The organism is Streptomyces sp. NPDC029526, from assembly GCF_040637405.1.
Lineage (GTDB): Bacteria > Actinomycetota > Actinomycetes > Streptomycetales > Streptomycetaceae > Streptomyces.
Genome location: NZ_JBEZWE010000001.1, coordinates 198,250 through 217,690, shown reverse-complemented (window position 1 = coordinate 217,690; position 19,441 = coordinate 198,250). Strand labels below are relative to the sequence as shown.

12 protein-coding genes are annotated in these 19,441 nt (G+C 74.2%); 6 read left to right on the top strand and 6 right to left on the bottom strand.

Going from position 1 to position 19,441, the window contains the following annotated elements; translation table 11 throughout:
• Positions 1–643: 643 nt before the first annotated feature.
• The 3 genes from AB0F01_RS00995 to AB0F01_RS00985 form a co-directional block, all read right to left on the bottom strand.
• Positions 644–880: a hypothetical protein gene (locus AB0F01_RS00995; protein WP_362088978.1), complete on the bottom strand. Its 237-nt coding sequence runs from the start codon at positions 878–880 to the stop codon at positions 644–646.
• A gap of 483 nt (positions 881–1,363) precedes the next feature.
• Positions 1,364–1,852, bottom strand: coding sequence for a hotdog fold thioesterase (locus AB0F01_RS00990; protein ID WP_362088977.1), 489 nt, complete (start codon positions 1,850–1,852; stop codon positions 1,364–1,366).
• Positions 1,853–1,950: 98 nt separating this feature from the next.
• Positions 1,951–4,230 (bottom strand): FdhF/YdeP family oxidoreductase, encoded by a 2,280-nt coding sequence (locus tag AB0F01_RS00985; protein WP_362088976.1) that lies wholly within the window; start codon positions 4,228–4,230, stop codon positions 1,951–1,953.
• 463 nt (positions 4,231–4,693) lie between these two features.
• Between AB0F01_RS00985 and polA the strand changes: the two genes are divergently transcribed.
• The gene (gene polA, locus AB0F01_RS00980; protein ID WP_362088975.1) at positions 4,694–7,420 is read left to right on the top strand and encodes a DNA polymerase I; all 2,727 of its coding nucleotides are present in this window, start codon (positions 4,694–4,696) and stop codon (positions 7,418–7,420) included.
• A 556-nt stretch (positions 7,421–7,976) separates the two neighbouring features.
• Positions 7,977–8,405: a hypothetical protein gene (locus AB0F01_RS00975; protein WP_362088974.1), complete on the top strand. Its 429-nt coding sequence runs from the start codon at positions 7,977–7,979 to the stop codon at positions 8,403–8,405.
• Here AB0F01_RS00975 and AB0F01_RS00970 read toward each other — a convergent pair.
• Positions 8,320–9,183, bottom strand: coding sequence for a DUF4184 family protein (locus AB0F01_RS00970; RefSeq protein WP_362088973.1), 864 nt, complete (start codon positions 9,181–9,183; stop codon positions 8,320–8,322). The genes AB0F01_RS00975 and AB0F01_RS00970 overlap by 86 nt on opposite strands.
• Positions 9,184–9,524: 341 nt before the next feature.
• Between AB0F01_RS00970 and AB0F01_RS00965 the strand changes: the two genes are divergently transcribed.
• Complete coding sequence (locus tag AB0F01_RS00965) at positions 9,525–11,324, top strand: lytic transglycosylase domain-containing protein (RefSeq protein WP_362088972.1); 1,800 nt, start codon at positions 9,525–9,527, stop codon at positions 11,322–11,324.
• Between the two features lie 343 nt (positions 11,325–11,667).
• Here AB0F01_RS00965 and AB0F01_RS00960 read toward each other — a convergent pair whose 3' ends face one another.
• Together AB0F01_RS00960 and AB0F01_RS00955 are read right to left on the bottom strand one after the other, a co-directional pair.
• The gene (locus AB0F01_RS00960) at positions 11,668–14,286 is read right to left on the bottom strand and encodes an ATP-dependent helicase C-terminal domain-containing protein (protein ID WP_362090163.1); all 2,619 of its coding nucleotides are present in this window, start codon (positions 14,284–14,286) and stop codon (positions 11,668–11,670) included.
• 138 nt (positions 14,287–14,424) lie between these two features.
• Positions 14,425–15,297, bottom strand: coding sequence for a class I SAM-dependent methyltransferase (locus AB0F01_RS00955; RefSeq protein WP_362088971.1), 873 nt, complete (start codon positions 15,295–15,297; stop codon positions 14,425–14,427).
• A gap of 332 nt (positions 15,298–15,629) precedes the next feature.
• On the opposite strand from AB0F01_RS00955, the gene rpsA reads away from it, so the two are divergent.
• The 3 genes from rpsA (at position 15,630) to coaE (ending at position 19,249) form a co-directional block, all read left to right on the top strand.
• Positions 15,630–17,123 carry a 30S ribosomal protein S1 gene (gene rpsA, locus AB0F01_RS00950; protein WP_362088970.1) on the top strand — a complete coding sequence of 498 codons (1,494 nt, stop codon included), beginning with the start codon at positions 15,630–15,632 and terminating at the stop codon, positions 17,121–17,123.
• A 466-nt stretch (positions 17,124–17,589) separates the two neighbouring features.
• The gene (locus AB0F01_RS00945) at positions 17,590–18,528 is read left to right on the top strand and encodes a PAC2 family protein (protein WP_362088969.1); all 939 of its coding nucleotides are present in this window, start codon (positions 17,590–17,592) and stop codon (positions 18,526–18,528) included.
• Between the two features lie 88 nt (positions 18,529–18,616).
• A complete protein-coding gene (coaE, locus tag AB0F01_RS00940; RefSeq protein WP_362088968.1) occupies positions 18,617–19,249 on the top strand; it encodes a dephospho-CoA kinase in 633 nt (210 codons plus the stop codon).
• Positions 19,250–19,441: the final 192 nt, after the last annotated feature.

Sequence of the window (19,441 nt, the reverse complement as noted above, 5' to 3'; positions counted from 1 at the left end):
CTCAGGGGTTTTGGTGATTACCCGAATTCGTTGCCGCAGGCGACTTGCAGGGCCCGGGAGAGGTCCCGTGCGTAGCGCGGGCCGAGGATGAAGCTGTGGTCCTGCAGGGCACGCGCATTACGTAGAGTGACGTCCAGAAATGGGAGCCCGGCATTCCGTGGGACATTTCCACAATCGTTCACGCGGAGAGTGATCATGATCTTGCGCGAGGGGCCCGCTTTTGTCCGGAAAGGCGTGCGTGGGGTGGAGGTCACCGAACCCCCCTCGTATGGCTGGGAAATACGCGAGACGGTGACCGGAGGGCCGGAATCCACTTCGATCTCCACCTGGAAAGTGAAGATCCGAAAGGGTGTTCTTCCTTCGGATTCCTCTCCCGAAGTGGCTTCTGGCCGTGATTCCCGGTAGGAGAGGGTGGTCACCTGCGCGGGGAACGGCGGCGGCGCCGACGGTGCCGGAACGGGGCGCGTGGCGTACAGCAGGACGCCTCCCGCCAGGACGGCCGAGGCGGCGCACGCGCCCGCCAGAGCCCGACGGTGACGCCTCGACAGCCGTACGGCAGCCGACAGTCGGGCGCTACGGCGGGCGGGGGCGGCGTCGTGCACCCGGGTGCCCTCACCGGGTTCGACGGGGCCGACGCCGCTCATCACCAGGGCCTCTCGGCCGGCCCGTCGCCCCGGTGACGGTCGGCGCACGCCTCACGCACCCGACGGTCGATCAACCGGTGCGCCGCAGACCGTCCCTGACGGCGTTTCACCGGTCCCGCGGCGGCCACCGCCGCGCGCAGGATGTCGTACTGGCCGTTGGACAGGCCCATGGACTGGTAGTCGCCGTACGCGGTGCCGTCCAGCACCTTCCGGGACCAGTGGGCCACGAGCCGCACGCACACGTCCTCGGCGGATGTCGCCGACGCCGGCCCCGGCCGGGAGGGGGAGGGAGGGGGCGCGGGAGCCGGCGACGCCGCGGCGCGTTCCGGACCGGGAGCAGCGCAGCCGGCCGCCGAGGCACCCGCCAGGAGCACCGCCGCGAGCACGGCGGCTCCCGCCCCCGTGCCGGGCCGCCCACGGCCTCCCCGCTCCATGGCTGAAGACGCTAGAGCGCCCGCCGCTCAGCGGCAACAAGGGGGCGCGGGACGCGTGGGGTTGGGGCAGCCCCCGCACCGTCGCATCCGCCGCCGAGGCACCCGGAGGTTCCGGCGGGAGGGACACGGAGCGTCACGAGGACGACGAGGGCGACGAGGACGACGAGGACGAGGACGACGACGAGGACGAGGACGACGACGAGGACGGCGAGGGGGTGCGGGGCGCCGTGTGCCCCGCACCCCCGGGGTGTGCGGTGTCCGCGTGGCGGCCGGGCCGCCGGGCGGTCAGCCCGTCGCGCCGACCCGCTCCTGGTCACTGGGGTTCACGTCCCGCAGCAGGCAGGTCAGGCGGGCCGTGCACACCCGCTTGTCCGCCTCGTCGGTGATCACGATCTCGTAGGTCGCCGTGGACCGGCCGCGGTGCACGGGCGTGGCCACACCCGTCACCAGTCCCGACCGCACCCCGCGGTGGTGCGTGCAGTTGAGGTCCACGCCCACCGCGATCTTGGAGACCCCGCCGTGCAGCATCGAACCCACCGACCCCAGCGTCTCCGCCAGGACGGCCGAGGCCCCGCCGTGCAGCAGTCCGTACGGCTGGGTGTTGCCCTCCACGGGCATCGTCCCCACGACCCGCTCGGCCGACGCCTCGACGATCTGCACGCCCATCCGGTTGCCCAGGTGGCCCGCCGAGAAGAGCGCCTGCAGGTCCACGCCGAGGGCGGCGTACTCGTCGATGACCTCGCTCGGGAACTTCACGTTCTGCTGCTCACCCATGGGCCGGGCTCCGTTCGTCGTCGTCAACTGCGGCCACCGCACGGCACACCGGGCGCCGGGTCGGGCCGCACCGCACCGCGTGGTCGCTGAGCAAACGCTCAGTCGGTCGCCGATTGTTCCAGACGGACCACCACGGACTTGCTGGCCGGGGTGTTGCTGGTGTCCGCGGTGGCGTCCAGCGGCACCAGGACGTTCGTCTCCGGGTAGTACGCGGCGGCGCAGCCCCGGGCCGTCGGGTAGTGCACGACCCGGAAGCCGGGCGCCCTGCGCTCCACCCCGTCCTTCCACTCCCCGACCAGGTCGACGTACCAGCCGTCCGCGTGCCCCAGCGCCCGCGCGTCCTCCGGGTTGACCAGCACCACCCGGCGGCCGTTCTTGATGCCCCGGTAGCGGTCGTCCAGGCCGTAGATGGTGGTGTTGTACTGGTCGTGCGAGCGCAGCGTCTGCAGCAGCAGCCGCCCCTCGGGCACCTTCGGGTACTCCACCGGCGCGGCCGTGAAGTTGGCCTTGCCGGTGGCCGTCGGGAAGCGGCGCTCGTCGCGCGGCGCGTGCGGGAGCGCGAAGCCGCCCGGGCGGGCGACCCGCGCGTTGAAGTCCTCGAAGCCGGGGACCACGCGGGCGATGCGGTCGCGGATCGTCGCGTAGTCCTTCTCGAACTCCTCCCACGGCACCACGCTGTCCGCGCCGAGCACCCGGCGCGCCAGCCGGCACACGATCGCCGGCTCCGACAGCAGCCGCGGGCCGGCCGGTTCCAGCCGCCCGCGCGAGGCGTGCACCATGCCCATCGAGTCCTCGACGGTCACGAACTGCTCGCCGCCGTCCTGGACGTCGCGCTCCGTGCGCCCGAGGGTCGGCAGGATCAGCGCCCGCGCGCCGGTGACGGTGTGCGAGCGGTTCAGCTTCGTCGACACGTGCACCGTCAGCCGGGCCCGGCGCATCGCGGCCTCGGTGACCTCCGTGTCGGGGGAGGCGGAGACGAAGTTGCCGCCCATGGCGAAGAACACCTTCGCCTGTCCGTCGCGCAGGGCGCGGATGGCCCGCACGACGTCGTAGCCGTGCTCGCGGGGCGGCGCGAAGCCGAACTCCTTCTCCAGGGCGTCCAGGAAGGCCGGCGCGGGACGCTCGAAGATGCCCATGGTGCGGTCGCCCTGCACGTTGGAGTGGCCGCGCACCGGGCACACGCCCGCGCCCGGACGGCCGATGTTGCCGCGCAGCAGCAGGAAGTTGACGATCTCCCGGATCATCGGCACGGAGTGCTTGTGCTGGGTCAGGCCCATCGCCCAGCACACGATGATCCGCTCCGACTCCAGGACCATCCGCAGGCACCGCTCGATGTCCTCGCGCGTCAGCCCGGTGGCCGTCAGCGCCTCGTCCCAGTCGGCGGCGCGCGCGGTCTCGGCGAACTCCTCGAAACCGTGCGTGTGCTCCCGCACGAACTCCTCGTCCACCGCGCCGGGCGTCTGCAGGATCAGCTGGTTCAGCACCCGGAAGAGAGCCTGGTCGCCGCCGAGCCGGATCTGCAGGAACAGGTCGTTCAGCGGGGCGCCGGTGGTCAGGCCCTTGGCGGTCTGCGGGTTCTTGAACCGCTCCAGTCCGGCCTCGGGCAGCGGGTTGACGCTGATGATCCGCGCGCCGTTCGCCTTCGCCTTCTCCAGGGCGGACAGCATGCGCGGGTGGTTCGTGCCCGGGTTCTGGCCCGCCACGATGATCAGGTCGGCCCGGTACAGGTCCTCCAGCAGCACGCTGCCCTTGCCGACGCCGATCGTCTCGGACAGGGCCGAGCCGGACGACTCGTGGCACAGGTTGGAACAGTCGGGCAGGTTGTTGGTGCCCAGTTCGCGGGCGAACAGCTGGTAGAGGAAGGCCGCCTCGTTGCTGGTGCGGCCGGAGGTGTAGAAGACGGCCTCGTCGGGGGAGGACAGGGCGTCGATCTCCTCGGCGACGATGTCGAAGGCCCGCTCCCAGGTGACCGGCTCGTAGTGGTCACCGCCCTCGGGCAGGTACATGGGGTGGGTCAGCCGCCCCTGCTGGCCGAGCCAGTAGCCGCTGCGGCCGGCCAGGTCGGACACCGGGTGTGCGGCGAAGAACTCCGGCGTGACCCGGCGCAGCGTGGCCTCCTCGGCCACCGCCTTCGCACCGTTCTCGCAGAACTCCGCCCGGTGCCGGTGCTCCGGCTCGGGCCAGGCGCAGCCCGGGCAGTCGAAGCCGTCCTTCTGGTTGACGCTGAGCAGCGTCAGGGCGGTGCGCCGCACGCCCATCTGCTGGTGCGCCATGCGCAGCGTGTGCCCGATCGCGGGGAGCCCGGCGGCCGCCCGCTTCGGCTCGGTCACCTGCGGCGCGTCCTGAACCGGATCGCCCTTGGGCGGTTGCGTGGCCATCGCGCACTCCCCTTCGCGTACACGTGAGACGTCCCACTGTCGATCCTCGCACGTCGCGGACCGGAGCAGCGGGGCCGTGCGCGGGCGGGCGCCGGGGCAGCGGGCGGGCGCCCGGGCGCGGAAGGAGGCGTCGGGCGGTGGGAGAGCCGTCGCGGGCCCCGTGCGGGGTGCGCCGCGGGAACGTCCGGGGCGTGCTGCGGGCCCGTGCGGGGTGCGCCGCCCCGGGCCCGTGCGGGCTGCGCCGCGAGCCCGTGCGGCGCCTGCTGGGGGGAGGCGAAGGCGGGCGGCGACCGGCGGGCGCGCCTCCGTGGGCGGGCGGCGCGGCGGCCTGGGGAGACGGTGGCCCCCGGCCGGATCCGGGGGTGGCCCGCGGCGCGGGTACGTCGACCGCGGCGACGGGGTGGGGGCTCGTCGCGGGGCGCGGCGGGTCCGGCTGTCGGTGGGGCGTGGCAGGATCGGGGGCGTGGCAGAGACAGCATCGAAGAAGACCGACCAGACCTCCGGCGCCGACCGTCCCCGGCTGATGCTCATGGACGGGCATTCGCTGGCCTACCGCGCGTTCTTCGCGCTGCCCGCGGAGAACTTCACCACCGCGACCGGCCAGCCGACGAACGCGATCTACGGCTTCGCCTCGATGCTGGCCAACACCCTGCGTGACGAGGCGCCCACGCACTTCGCGGTGGCCTTCGACGTCTCCCGCAAGACGTGGCGCTCCGAGGAGTTCACCGAGTACAAGGCGAACCGCTCCAAGACCCCCGACGAGTTCCGGGGCCAGGTCGAGCTGATCGGCGAACTGCTCGACGCGATGCACGCCCAGCGCTTCGCCGTCGAGGGTTTCGAGGCCGACGACGTCATCGCCACGCTCGCCACCCAGGCCGAGGCCGAGGGCTTCGAGGTCCTGATCGTCACCGGCGACCGGGACTCCTTCCAGCTGGTGTCCGAGCACACCACGGTGCTGTACCCCACCAAGGGCGTCTCCGAGCTGACCCGGTTCACCCCCGAGAAGGTCGTCGAGAAGTACGGGCTGACGCCCGCCCAGTACCCGGACTTCGCCGCGCTGCGCGGCGACCCCTCCGACAACCTGCCCGGCATCCCCGGCGTCGGCGAGAAGACGGCCGCGAAGTGGATCAACCAGTTCGGCTCCTTCGCGCAGCTCGTCGAGCGGGTCGACGAGGTCAAGGGCAAGGCCGGGCAGAACCTGCGCGACCACCTGGAGGCGGTCAAGCTCAACCGCCGCCTGACCGAGCTGGAGCGGCAGGTCGAGCTGCCCAAGGGCGTCGCCGACCTGGCGAGGATCCCGTACGACCGCAAGGCCGTCGCGATGCTCCTGGACACCCTGGAGATCCGCAACCCGTCGCTGCGCGAGCGCCTGTTCGCCGTCGACCCGGGCGCCGAGGAGGCCGAGGCCACCCCGGTCGTCACGGAGGGCGTGGAGCTGGACGGCAGCGTGCTGGGCGCCGGCGAGCTGGCCGGCTGGCTCACCGAGCACGGCACCGCACCGCTCGGCGTCGCCACCGTCGACACCTGGGCGCTGGGCACCGGCTCCGTCGCGGAGGTCGCGCTGGCCTCGGCCGACGGACCGGCCGCCTGGTTCGACCCGGCCGAGCTGGACGAGGGCGACGAGCGCGCCTTCGCCGCCTGGCTCGCCGACGCGGACCGGCCCAAGGTGTTCCACAACGCCAAGGGCGCGATGCGGGTCTTCGCCGAGCACGGCTGGACCATCGAGGGCGTCACCATGGACACCGCGCTGGCCGCCTACCTGGTCAAGCCCGGCCGCCGCTCCTTCGACCTGGACGCGCTGTCCCTGGAGTACCTGCACCGCGAGCTGGCCCCCGCCGCGGCGGCCGACGGCCAGCTGGCGTTCGGCGCGGACGACGCCGCCGAGGCCGAGGCGCTCATGGTGCAGGCCCGCGCGGTGGTGGACCTCGGCGAGGCGTTCCGCACCCGTCTCGACGAGGTGGGCGCGGCCGACCTGCTCCGGGACATGGAACTGCCCACGTCGGCCCTGCTCGCCCGCATGGAACGGCACGGCATCGCCGCCGACCGCGCCCACCTGGAGGCCATGGAGCAGATGTTCGCGGGCGCCGTGCAGCAGGCCGTGAAGGAGGCGCACGCGGCGGCCGGGCACGAGTTCAACCTGGGCTCGCCCAAGCAGCTCCAGGAAGTCCTCTTCGGCGAGCTGGCCCTGCCCAAGACCAAGCGGACCAAGACCGGCTACACCACCGACGCGGACGCCCTCGCCTGGCTCGCCGGCCAGACCGACAACGAGCTGCCGGTGATCATGCTCCGCCACCGTGAGCAGGCCAAGCTGCGGGTGACCGTCGAGGGGCTGATCAAGACGATCGCCGCCGACGGCCGCATCCACACCACCTTCAACCAGACCGTCGCCGCCACCGGCCGGCTCTCCTCCACCGACCCGAACCTGCAGAACATCCCCGTCCGCACCGACGAGGGGCGCGCCATCCGCCGCGGCTTCGTCGTCGGCGAGGGGTACGAGTCGCTGATGACGGCCGACTACAGCCAGATCGAACTGCGCGTGATGGCCCACCTCTCCGAGGACGCGGGCCTGATCGAGGCGTTCACCTCCGGCGAGGACCTGCACACCACCGCCGCCGCACAGGTCTTCTCCGTCGAGCCCGCCGCGGTCGACGCCGAGATGCGCCGCAAGATCAAGGCCATGTCCTACGGCCTGGCGTACGGCCTGTCCGCCTTCGGCCTCTCCCAGCAGCTGAACATCGAGGCGGCCGAGGCCCGCGCCCTGATGGACGCCTACTTCGAGCGCTTCGGCGGGGTGCGGGACTACCTGCGCCGGGTGGTCGACGAGGCCCGGGCCACCGGCTACACGGCGACGCTCTTCGGCCGCCGCCGCTACCTGCCCGACCTCAACAGCGACAACCGCCAGCGGCGGGAGGCCGCCGAGCGCATGGCGCTCAACGCCCCCATCCAGGGGACGGCCGCGGACATCGTCAAGATCGCCATGCTGAACCTGGACCGCGCCCTGCGCGAGGCCCGCCTGACCTCCCGCATGCTGCTCCAGGTCCACGACGAGATCGTCCTGGAGATCGCGCCGGGGGAGCGGGACCGGGTCGAGGAACTGGTCCGCCGCGAGATGGGCGCCGCGGTCCGGCTCCGTGTCCCCCTGGGCGTCTCCGTCGGCGCGGGCCCGGACTGGGAGTCGGCGGCCCACTGACCGCAGACGTGCGAGCCCGCCGAGCCGGGCCGCACCCGCCTGCTGCCCTGGGCCGCCGCCCGGTGCATAGGGCAGCGGCCGGCGCACCGGGCGGCGGGGCCGGGCTTCCGACCTCCGCCGCCCGCCGGACGTCGCTCCCGGCCTGGACCCGCCCCCGGCCCGGTCGTCGCGCTCGGCTCGTAACGTCCATCGCCGTCGGGCCCAGGTCGTGGCGCGGCCCAGGCGCCGGACACCGGCTGCGGGCGCCCTCGCCCGGCCCGGCGGGTCGTCTGTCCTGCCGTCGCGGAGGGTCCGTTCCGCCGTGGTGAGTCGTCCGTCCTGCGCTGTCGGGGGCGCAGGGGTGAGCCGCCTGTCCTGCTGCAGCCGGCGGTCCGTCCGCTGCGGTGAGCCGCGCGTCCCGCCGCTGTCGCGGCCGGCGCTCCCCTGCCCCGGCGCGTCCCCCGTCCTGCTCCCGCCGTCCGCGCCGCCCGTTCCCCGCAAGGGCCCCGTCCGGTGTGTCACTCGCGTGGCCCCCGCGGAACGGCCGGGCGCGGACGCTGCGGCCAGGATGCGGGGCATGGGTATACGCATGCTTCACCGCACAGCGGGACCCCCGCCCCGGGCCGGCGCCGACGGCCCCGGACCCGAGGCGCGACCGGCGGTCCCCGTGTTCGCGTCCGCCGCGAGTACCGCACGCATCCCCGTCACCCTCGCCACCGCGCTGCGGCGCGCCTCCGCCGGCCTCGGCCGGCGCATCTCCCGGGCCGCCGGGCCGGTCACCGCCGTCCTGCCCGAGAGGCCGCTCCCGTGGCGGCTGTGGGCCGAGGTGGCCCGCGGCTATCTCACCCTCGCCCTGACCCTGCTGCCCCGGCCCCGCCCCGTCCGCACCATCACCGTGTTCGTCGCCGCGGGCGACCCCGTCAGCGTGCGGCGGTACGGCTCGGGGGCTCCGTACCGAGGGTTCCAGGGGCCCGGACGGCCGGAGCCGGGCGGCGCCACACCCTGACCGCCACCGCGAACAGCGGCAGGGCCACGGCCAGCCCCGCGCCCGCCCCGAAGCACACCGTCGGAATGATCTCCCAGGGCTTCGCGGACGGCCCCCAGTAGGCCCACCACCGCGCCGCCCGGTGCACCGCCCCCACCAGCATGCAGCCGCCGATCAGACCGACGGCGGCCCACCGGTCGGGGGCGGACAGCAGCGGAACTCCGGCCGCCCCGCCGCCGGAAGGCGTGCGGCGCAGGGCCCGCAGCACGAACCAGACGATCACCACCGCGGCCACGGCCGACCCCCCGTACTGGAGGTACCAGTACAACGGCGACCCCGCGAACTCCTCGCCGAGCACCGGGAAGAGCCGCGTCCCCCACCGGTCGAGATGGGTGAACGCGTCCCACACCACGTGCGTCAGCGCGCCCAGCACGGCCGACAGGTACCACTGCGCCGCCGACGACGGCCGCAGCGCCGTGCGCGGCGCCCCGCACCGCAGCAGGGTCGCCGGCCGGTCCTGCCGGGACCTCGGCAGCAGGCCCACCAGCGGTTCGCGGACCAGCAGCCACAGCCCCACCAGGGCCCAGGCGAGGAGCACATCCACGGTGAACACCCCCGCGAACGAGTGCGTCACGTCCCCGAACTCCATGGCCCCGGACACCACGCTCGCCGCGTAGTAGGTCAGATCGGGCGCGAAGGTGCCCGCGACGAGCACCGACGGCACCAGAGGGCCGCGACCCCGTCCGTCGGCCCGGAGAGCGGGCAGGACCGCCGCCGCGTGGCTCAGCGTGAACGGCAACTCGGCTCCTCGGGTGGGTCCTTGACCGGCGGGGAGCCGGGCCGGTGATCGTCCGCGCCGGCGCGACTCAGTATGCGGTACGGCCCGGACACCGGTCCGCCGCCGGTGAACATGGTGAAGCGGTGAACATCGGTCGGGAACGGGTGTCCGGTCCAAGGAAGTTGCCGTAGGGTCGCGAACGTCGCCGTGCCGGAGCGGGCCGGGCGGGTGCGGACGGGCGAACGACCGGGGCACCGCCCCCACCGTCACGCAACCGGTGGGGCGGGCCGACCGTCCCACACAGGACGGGCACGACACACGGGTCGACGGACGCCCCGGCGTCCAGGGGAGGGGTTCACTGTATGGCGGCGCATTTCGGCAGGAGGCTGCGCAAGGGAGCGACCACCACCGCCGTGGCCGCGGTCGCGGTGGCGGCCCTGTCCGCGTCCCAGGCACCGGGGGTGACGGTCGACCAGCACGGCCGGCAGTCCACCTCGGACGCCGTGCCCACCCCCGACACCGCCGACGGAGCCGACAGCGCGACCGGCAACTCGCCGTACTACACGGACCTGCCGCCGCTCAACAGCCCCAACCCGTCCCCCTCCGCGGGCGGCGACGGCCCGAGCGCGGGCGGCGGTGAGGCCGGGATCCCGGCGACCGTCCTCGACGCCTACAAGAAGGCCGAGGCCGCGCTGCGGGAGAAGAAGCCCGGCTGCAACCTGCCCTGGCAACTGCTCGCCGCCATCGGCAAGGTGGAGTCCGGGCAGGCCCGCGGCGGCAAGGTCACCGCCGACGGCACCACACTCTCCCCGATCCTCGGCCCCCAGCTCGACGGCAACGGCTTCGCCCTCATCAGGGACACCGACAACGGCGCCTACGACGGCAACAGCACCTACGACCAGGCCGTCGGCCCCATGCAGTTCATCCCCTCCACCTGGGCGTGGGCGGGCCGGGACGGCAACGGCGACGGGGTCGAGGACCCCAACAACATCTACGACGCCGCCCTGGCGGCCGGCCACTACCTGTGCCGCTTCGGCTGGGACCTGTCCGACAGCAAGGACCTCGACCGGGCGATCCTCAGCTACAACCAGTCGACGGACTACCTGAACACCGTCCTGTCGTGGCTGGAGTTCTACCGCAAGGGCACCCACGAGATCCCCGACGGCACCGGACCCCTGCCCGAGGGCCGCAGCGACGACCGCACCCCGCGCCCCGGCTCCCGCACGCCCGGCACCGCGGCACCCGGCACCACCTCCCCCAAGCCGCCCCGCACCGAACGGCCCTCCGACAACCGGCCGAGCCCCGGCCCGAGCAGGCCCGGTGGAGGCGCCACCGAGCCGCCCACCCGGCCCTCCCCGTCACCCACGACACCGCCCACGACCCCGCCCACCACTCCGCCCGGCACCCCGCAGACGCCCACCGACACGGTGCACCGCCTGAAGGACGCCGGCACCGCCGAACTCACCGCCCGGGCGGGCGACGCGTTCGCCCACCGGGCCGGCGCCCGCGCGGAGACCGAGGCCGGGAAGCCCGTGGCCAAGGTGCGGATCAGGTTCACCGTGACCGGTGACACCGACACGACCTTCACCGGCGGCGAGAAGGTCGCCACCGTCGTCACCGACGGCTCCGGTGTCGCCGTGGCTCCGCGGCTGAAGGCCGGTGAGAAGGTCGGATCGTTCACGGTCCGCGCCACGGTCGTCGGCCGCTCCGTCCCGGCCCTCGAACACCGGGCCACCGTCACCGAACGCACCGCCGACCGGCTCGTCCGCGTCGGCGACGAGGCACTGACCTGCACGCCGGGAGGCGCGTTCGAGCACCGGGTCACGGTGAAGGCCACCCACGACGGCTCCGCCGCCGACCGGGTCGCCGCCACCGCCACGCTCATCACCTCGGCCGACGAACCCGACGAGAACGACCGGGGACCGTACTTCAAGGACGCCGACGACCAGCCGGTCCGCACCCTCACCGGCCTCGAGACGGGTCCCGACGGCCAGCTGAAGCTGCCGCCCCTGTTCGCGGACGACACCACCGGCACCTTCCTGCTCCGCATCACCACCGCGGGCGGCGCCACGCTCACCGTCGAACTGACCGTGGCGCAGGACGCGGACGGCGAGGAGGAGACGGAGGCGTCACCGGTCCCGTCCGAGCCCGCGGGCGACTGACCCGGGCCCACTCCGGCACGAACGCGAGCAGGGCACCCCTGGAGCCGTCCGGGGGTGCCCTGCCCGCGTGTGTGGGTGCGGGATCCTGAGCGTCGCCCGGGAGTCGACGTGGACAGCTGTCTGACGGTGTGTCACCGACCGTCCGGCCGGGGGCCGTCCACGTCGGACACCGCTCGCCCGCCCGCGTGCCCGCTCCGCGCGGAGCCGCGTGCCGACGCTCCGCCCCGCGCGGCGGCCGGTGCCGCCGATCAGGGCTCAGGCTCCCCGGGTCGCCCGTTCAGGGCTCTGGCCCCTCGGGTCGCCGTTCGGGGCTCAGGCTCCGGGCCGCCGTCCGGGCCGTCGTTCACCGCCGGAGCCGGGCGTTGGTGTGCCGGGTCGGCTCCGCCGTGGCGGGGTCCTCCGGCCACGGGTGCTTCGGATACCGGCCCCGCAACTCAGCCCGCACAGCCCGGTAGCCGTCCTGCCAGAAGGAGGCAAGGTCGGCGGTGACGGCGGCCGGGCGCCCGGCCGGGGACAGCAGGTGCACCAGCAGGGGAACCCCGGCCACCCGGGGCGTCTCGCGCAGCCCGAACATCTCCTGCAGCTTCACGGCGAGCACCGGCCGGCCGGGGTCGGCGTAGTCGACGCGGATCGCGGACCCGCTCGGCACGGTGATCCGCTCGGGAGCCAGCTCGTCCAGCCGGGCGGCCTCCCCGGACGCCCACGGCAGCAGCCGGCCGAGCGCCTGTCCCGCGTCGATCCGCGCCAGATCGGCCCGCCGCCGGGCCCGCCCCAGCTCCGGCTCCAGCCACTCGTCCGCCCGCGCGATCAGCGCCTCCTCGGCCACGTCGGGCCAGGGCTCACCGCGCTGCCGACGCAGGAAGGCCAGCCGCTGCCGCAGCGCCACCGCCCCCGGCGGCCACCGCAGCAGGCCCGTCCCCTCCCGCCGCAGTCCGTCCAGCAGCGCGGCCCGGACGAGCCCGGGGTCCGCGTCCCGCAGCGGGCGCACCGACAGCTCGACCGCTCCCAGCCTCTCAACCCGGCGGGCGACGACATCCCCGTCGGCCCAGCGGACCTCCTCGGCCGACTCCGCGAACGCGTCCGCCGCGTACCGCGCCACGGCCTCGTCGACGGCCGCGCCCAGCCGCACGCGCGCGTGCCCGCGGCCCGCCGGCCGGTCGGCCACCGCGACCGCGATCCAGGGAGCGCCACGCAGCGCGCTGCCGTCCCCCGCCTCGGCACGGGTCCCGGACACCATCAGATACGAACCGCCGTCCGCCCGGGCGACCCGTTCCGGAAAGGCCAGCGCGGCCACCAGTCCGGCCCGGGCGTCCGGCCCCGTCAACGGCCCCGCACCGGGCTCCCGCCCGTCGCCCCGGACCGCGGGCGCGTCCCCGCCGGGCTCCCGCCCGTCGCCCCGGACCGCGGGCGCGTCCCGGCAGGACCCCTTGCCCGCGTCCCCGCCGGACCCCTCGCCCGCCTCCCCGGCGGACGACCGCAGCCGCCGCACCTCGGCCCGCCAGCGGGCCGCGTAGCCGTCGCCGCCGCGCCGGGCGGTCCGCAGGGCGGTGGCCAGGTCGTCGCCGTACTCGTGCGGCGCCTCCTCGCTCAGCAGGGCCACCACCTCGGCGGCCGGTTCGGCACCCACCACGGGCGCCGCGTCCAGCAGGGCCCGCCCCAGACGCGGGTGCAGCCCCAGCCGGGAGAGCCGCGCACCGCGCCGGGTGGCGCGCCCGTCGGGACCGACGGCACCGATCGCCGTCAGCACGCTCCGGGCAGCCGCCATCGCCCCGGCGGGCGGCGGGTCGAGCAGCGCCAGCCCGGTGGCGTCCGGGTCGCCCCAGCAGGCCGCCTGCAGGGCGAACGCCGTCAGGTCGGCCACCGCGATCTCGGGGGCGGGGAACCGGGGCAGCCGCGCGTCCTCCGCCTCCGCCCAGCAGCGGTAGACCGTGCCGGGCGCCTCCCGGCCGGCCCGCCCGGCGCGCTGCCGACCGGCCGCCCGGGAGGCCCGGACCGTGGTCAGCGCGCTCAGCCCGCGTGCGTGATCCACCCGCGGCTCGCGCGCGAGGCCCGAGTCCACGACGACCCGCACCCCCGGAACGGTCAGGGACGACTCCGCCACGGCGGTCGCCAGCACCACCCGGCGCCGCTGCCCGGGAGCGAGCACCGCGTCCTGCACGGCCGCCGGAGCCCTCCCGTGCACCTGGAGCACCTCCGCGCCCCCGGCGTCCCCCAGCAGCCCCGCCACGCGGACGATCTCGCCCACCCCGGGCAGGAACACCAGCACGTCCCCGTCCCGCTCGGCCAGCGCCCGCCGCACCACCGACGCCACATGTGCGAGGAACGCCGGGTCCACCCGCATGCCGTGCGGGGGCCGCACCGGCCGCGCGGGCGGCGCCCACACCACCTCCACCCCGAACGCCGTGCCGGTCGCCTCGACCACCGGCGCGTCGCCCAGCAGCCGGGCCCAGCCCTGTGCGTCGGTCGTCGCCGACGCGGCCACCAGCCGCAGCTCCGGCCGCAGGGTCTCGCGCACGTCCCACAGGAACGCGGCGGCCGTGTCCGCGTCCAGGTGCCGCTCGTGGCACTCGTCGAGCACCACCACGTCCACCCCGGACAACTCCTGGTCACGCTGCAACCGCTGCAGGAGCACCCCGGTGGTGACCACCTCCACGCGCGTGTCCCGCCCCACGGCCCGCGCCCCGCGGACCGTGTAGCCGACGGCCCCGCCCACCCGCTCGCCCAGCAGCCACGCCATGCGGCGGGCCGCCGCCCGTGCGGCGATCCGGCGGGGCTCGGCCACCACCACCCGCCGCGCGGGCCCGTCACCCACCAGCCCGGCCAGCTCCAGCGGCACCAGCGTCGTCTTGCCGGTGCCGGGCGGCGCCACCAGCACCGCGGTGCCCCGGTCGTCCAGCGCCTCCCGCAGCGCGGGCAGCGCGGACCGGACCGGGAGGGAGTCCAGGGCGTCGTGACGGATCACCCGCCCCGTCCCCGCCCGGCCGCTCGCCGCCTGCTCGGTCCCCGCCCGCTCGGTCCCGTCACCCACTGAGTCCGTCCCGTCCCCTGTTCGGTCTGGTCCCCTGCTCGGTCCCGTCCCCTGCGCGGTCCCGGTTCGCGCTCAGTCCCGTGCGCACACGAAGATCGCCGTGCCCGGGATCAGGTTCCCGCGCAGCGGCGACCAGCCGCCCCACTCGGACGTGTTCCAGGCGGGCCACTCCGGCTCCACCAGGTCCACCAGCCGGAAACCGGAGCCGACGACGTCCCGCACCCGGTCGCCCAGCGTGCGGTGGTGCTCCACGTAGACGGCGTGACCGCGCTCGTCCTGCTCCACGTAGGGCGTGCGGTCGAAGTAGGACCCGGACACGCTCAGGCCCTCCGGGCCGGGCTCGTCCGGGAACGCCCAGCGGATCGGGTGCGTGACCGAGAAGACCAGCCGCCCGCCGGGACGCAGCACCCGGTGCACCTCACGCAGCACCAGCCGCGGGTCGGCGACGAAAGGCAGCGCCCCGTACGCCGAGCAGGCCAGGTCGAAGGAGGCGTCCGGGAACGGCAGCGCCGAGGCGTCCGCGCAGACCAGGGGGAACGCCCCGCCGATGCGCAGCGCGTGCTGCAACTGCCGGTGCGAGATGTCCAGGGCCACCGGGCGGGCCCCCTGCGCGGCCAGCCAGCGCGAGCACTGGGCCGCTCCCGCCCCCAGCTCCAGCACGTCGCGGCCCTTGAGGTCCTCGGGCGGGCCGAGCAGTTCGGCCTCCACCTCGTCCAGCCCCTCGGGTCCCCACACGAAGCGGTCGTCGCCGAGGAACGTCCCGTGTTCGACCTGGTACTCGTCGGCGTTGCGGTCCCACCAGCCCCGATTGGCTCGGGCGCTCTCGGTGACGCCGGCCTCCCGCCGGGTCGCCTCCGGTTCGGGCGCTTCGGGCTCTTGGATGATCGGCTCCCTCGTCGTACTCTTCCGTCCAGCCGGACCCCGGCCGGCCGCCGGGCGCGTCACCGGATCCTGCGTGGTCCGGCTGCGGTGTCCGACGTGCGTCTTCGGCCGTGCGGGCGAATTGTGCCGGTTATGCGGCGATCCGCCCCGGGTGGGCGGCTTCGTGCATTGACCCTGCCCGGCTGCCCCCGTATGCTACAAGTTGCGCTGCGAGCCTGCGTGCCTCAGACGTAGCAGGCTGCGCTCGCGTCTGTTGTATGTCCCCTCGGTTCTCGAGGCGTCGTCACCAGTTCCTGGTGGGGCGCTTCCTTGGCTGTCCGGCTTCTACAGAGCGAAACGGGCTCCGGCGTAGCAGTACCTACGACTTCAATGTCCGTACCGGAGCCCTTTCCCACATGACGAGCAGCACCGAGACCACCGCCACCACCCCGCAGGTAGCGGTCAACGACATCGGTAACGAGGAAGCATTCCTCGCAGCGATCGACGAGACGATCAAGTACTTCAACGACGGCGACATCGTCGACGGCGTCATCGTGAAGGTCGACCGGGACGAGGTCCTGCTCGACATCGGTTACAAGACCGAAGGTGTCATCCCGAGCCGCGAGCTCTCGATCAAGCACGACGTCGACCCGAACGAGGTCGTCGCCGTCGGCGACGAGATCGAGGCCCTGGTCCTCCAGAAGGAGGACAAGGAAGGCCGCCTGATCCTCTCGAAGAAGCGCGCGCAGTACGAGCGTGCCTGGGGCACCATCGAGAAGATCAAGGAAGAGGACGGCATCGTCACCGGTACCGTCATCGAGGTCGTCAAGGGTGGTCTCATCCTCGACATCGGCCTCCGCGGCTTCCTCCCGGCCTCCCTGGTCGAGATGCGCCGTGTCCGCGACCTCCAGCCCTACGTGGGCAAGGAGCTCGAGGCGAAGATCATCGAGCTGGACAAGAACCGCAACAACGTGGTCCTGTCCCGCCGTGCCTGGCTGGAGCAGACCCAGTCCGAGGTCCGCCAGACGTTCCTCACCACCCTCCAGAAGGGCCAGGTGCGTTCCGGCGTCGTCTCCTCGATCGTCAACTTCGGTGCCTTCGTGGACCTGGGTGGCGTCGACGGTCTGGTCCACGTCTCCGAGCTGTCCTGGAAGCACATCGACCACCCCTCCGAGGTCGTCGAGGTCGGCCAGGAGGTCACGGTCGAGGTCCTCGACGTCGACATGGACCGCGAGCGCGTCTCCCTGTCGCTGAAGGCGACCCAGGAAGACCCGTGGCAGCAGTTCGCCCGCACCCACCAGATCGGCCAGGTCGTGCCCGGCAAGGTCACGAAGCTGGTTCCGTTCGGTGCGTTCGTCCGCGTGGACGAGGGCATCGAGGGTCTGGTCCACATCTCCGAGCTGGCCGAGCGCCACGTGGAGATCCCGGAGCAGGTCGTCCAGGTCAACGACGAGATCTTCGTCAAGGTCATCGACATCGACCTCGAGCGCCGCCGCATCAGCCTCTCGCTGAAGCAGGCCAACGAGTCCTTCGGTGCCGACCCGTCGGCGGTCGAGTTCGACCCGACCCTGTACGGCATGGCCGCGTCCTACGACGACCAGGGCAACTACATCTACCCCGAGGGCTTCGACCCCGAGACCAACGACTGGCTCGAGGGCTACGAGAAGCAGCGCGAGGAGTGGGAGCGCCAGTACGCCGAGGCGCAGAGCCGCTTCGAGCAGCACCAGGCGCAGGTCATCAAGTCCCGCGAGGCGGACGAGAAGGCTGCCGCCGAGGGCACCGAGACCGCTGCTCCGGTCGCGTCCGGTGGCGGTTCGTACTCCTCCGAGGGCCCGGACAACTCCGGCGCGCTGGCCTCGGACGAGGCGCTGGCCGCGCTGCGCGAGAAGCTGGCCGGCGGCCAGAGCTGACCGCAGCCCACCGGGCAGGCCACTGAGGGCCGACCTTTGACCGAGGGCCCGCACCCTTCCGGGGTGCGGGCCCTCGGTGCTGCCAGGACCCGGCCGCAGCCGCGTCCACGGGCCTGCGGCGTCGGCGCGGGATGTGCGCAGGCAGGCGGCCGTGCTTCGGACGTGCCGGAGCCGTCTTTCGGGGGCTGCGGCCCCGGGGTCGGCGCGGGCGGCGCGGGACGCGTTACGGGCCCGCGCGCCGGTCGGGCCGGACTGCTCCCGCGCGCCCGCGGCCCGGGGTCGGCGCCGGATGGGTACGGGCCGCGTGCCGAACCGGCCGGCCCGCCTCCGCGGGCCGAGGCACCCGCCGGCTCCCTCCACGCCGTGGCCCGGCGGCTCCCGGCACCACCAGGGGGGTGCCCCCGCCTGGGAATGTCGGCGCCGCATGGCACGTTGTCCCGTACGGACACGAGGAGGAGCGGTCACTGTGCTTGATCCGCAGGGTTTGTACTCATGGGAGCCGAAGGGGCTGGCCGTCGTCGACATGGCGCTCGCCCAGGAGTCGGCCGGCCTGGTCATGCTCTACCACTTCGACGGTTACATCGACGCGGGGGAGACCGGCGACCAGATCGTCGACCGGATGCTCGGCTCACTGCCGCACCAGGTCGTCGCGCGCTTCGACCACGACCGGCTGATCGACTACCGCGCCCGCCGCCCGCTGCTGACCTTCACCCGCGACCGCTGGACCGAGTACGACGACCCCGCCCTGGAGGTCCGCCTCGTCCAGGACGCCACCGGAGCGCCCTTCCTGCTGCTGTCCGGGCCCGAACCGGACGTGGAGTGGGAGCGGTTCGCCGCGGCCGTCCGCCAGATCGTCGAGCGGCTCGGCGTGCGCCTCGCCGTGAACTTCCACGGCATCCCGATGGGCGTCCCGCACACCCGCCCGGTCGGACTCACCCCGCACGGCAACCGCACCGACCTCGTGCCGGGCCACAGCGGCCCCTTCGACGAGGCCCAGGTGCCCGGCAGCGCCGAGGGGCTCGTCGAGTACCGGCTGATGCAGGCGGGCCACGACGTCCTGGGCGTCGCCGCCCACGTCCCCCACTACATCGCCCGCTCCCCGTACCCGGACGCGGCGCTCACCGTCCTGGAGGCCGTCACCGCCGCCACCGGACTGGTCCTGCCCGGCATCGCCCACACGCTGCGCACCGCCGCCCAGCGCACCCAGACCGAGATCGACCGGCAGGTCCAGGAGGGCGACGACGAGCTCACCGCCCTCATCCAGGGCCTGGAGCACCAGTACGACGCCGCCGCCGGCGCCGAGACGCGGGGCAACATGCTCGCCGAGCCGGTCGACATCCCGTCGGCGGACGAGATCGGCCGGGAGTTCGAGCGGTTCCTCGCCGAACGGGAGGGCGAGGGCTGATCGGCTACGCTGCCCTTCGCCCGGTCGGCTGCTCACCGGGTACCGAAGTCCCCGCCCCGGCGGGGCAGGCAGAGGTGGAGGCGCGGTCGTGCTGTCCGTGGGTCTGACCGGCGGCATCGGCGCCGGCAAGAGTGAGGTGTCGCGGCTGCTCGCCGAGCGCGGTGCCGTGGTGATCGACGCGGACCGCATCGCGCGGGAGGTCGTCGAACCCGGAACGCCCGGGCTGGCGGCGGTCGTGGAGGCGTTCGGCGAGGACGTGCTGGCCGAGGACGGCAGCCTGGACCGGCCCCGGCTCGGCTCGATCGTCTTCGCCGACCCGGAGAAGCTCGCGACCCTCAACTCCATCGTCCACCCCCTGGTGGGCGCCCGCTCCGCGGAACTGTCCGAGGCCGCCCCCGAGGACGCGGTGGTCGTGCACGACGTGCCGCTGCTCACGGAGAACGGCCTCGCCCCCCTCTACGATCTCGTGATCGTCGTGGAGGCGAGCCCGGACACCCAGCTCCACCGGCTCGTCCGGCTGCGCGGCATGACCGAGGAGGACGCCCGCGCGCGGATGGCCGCCCAGGCCACGCGCGAGCAGCGCCGGGCCGTCGCGGACGTCGTCATCGACAACGACGTGCCGCTCGACGAGCTGGAGCGGCGGGTCGACGCCGTCTGGACCGACCTCGTCCGCCGGGCGAAGGAGCCGAAGGATCGGTCCCCGCGGCCGGGAGCCGGATAGGGACGGACGGGCGGACGGCGCCGCCCCGGCCGACGCCGGGACGAGACGCGCGGAGGTCCAGTGCGAGGCGCGAGGCGCGAGGGTGAGAGGGCCACTGCGAGGCGCGGTGCGGGAGGGGTGCCCGGGAGGGTGCGGGAATAGCGGGCCGGACCGGAGGCGTTGAAAGACGTTCGACCAGGGGAAGGACGTCGC

Excerpts from the sequence above, each read along its gene's own strand:
- AB0F01_RS00990 (WP_362088977.1), bottom strand. The coding sequence starts at position 1,852 with ATGGGTGAGCAGCAGAACGTGAAGTTCCCGAGCGAGGTCATCGACGAG.
- AB0F01_RS00985 (WP_362088976.1), bottom strand. The coding sequence starts at position 4,230 with ATGGCCACGCAACCGCCCAAGGGCGATCCGGTTCAGGACGCGCCGCAG.
- AB0F01_RS00975 (WP_362088974.1), top strand. The coding sequence starts at position 7,977 with ATGGGTATACGCATGCTTCACCGCACAGCGGGACCCCCGCCCCGGGCC.
- AB0F01_RS00965 (WP_362088972.1), top strand. The coding sequence starts at position 9,525 with ATGGCGGCGCATTTCGGCAGGAGGCTGCGCAAGGGAGCGACCACCACC.
- rpsA (WP_362088970.1), top strand. The coding sequence starts at position 15,630 with ATGACGAGCAGCACCGAGACCACCGCCACCACCCCGCAGGTAGCGGTC.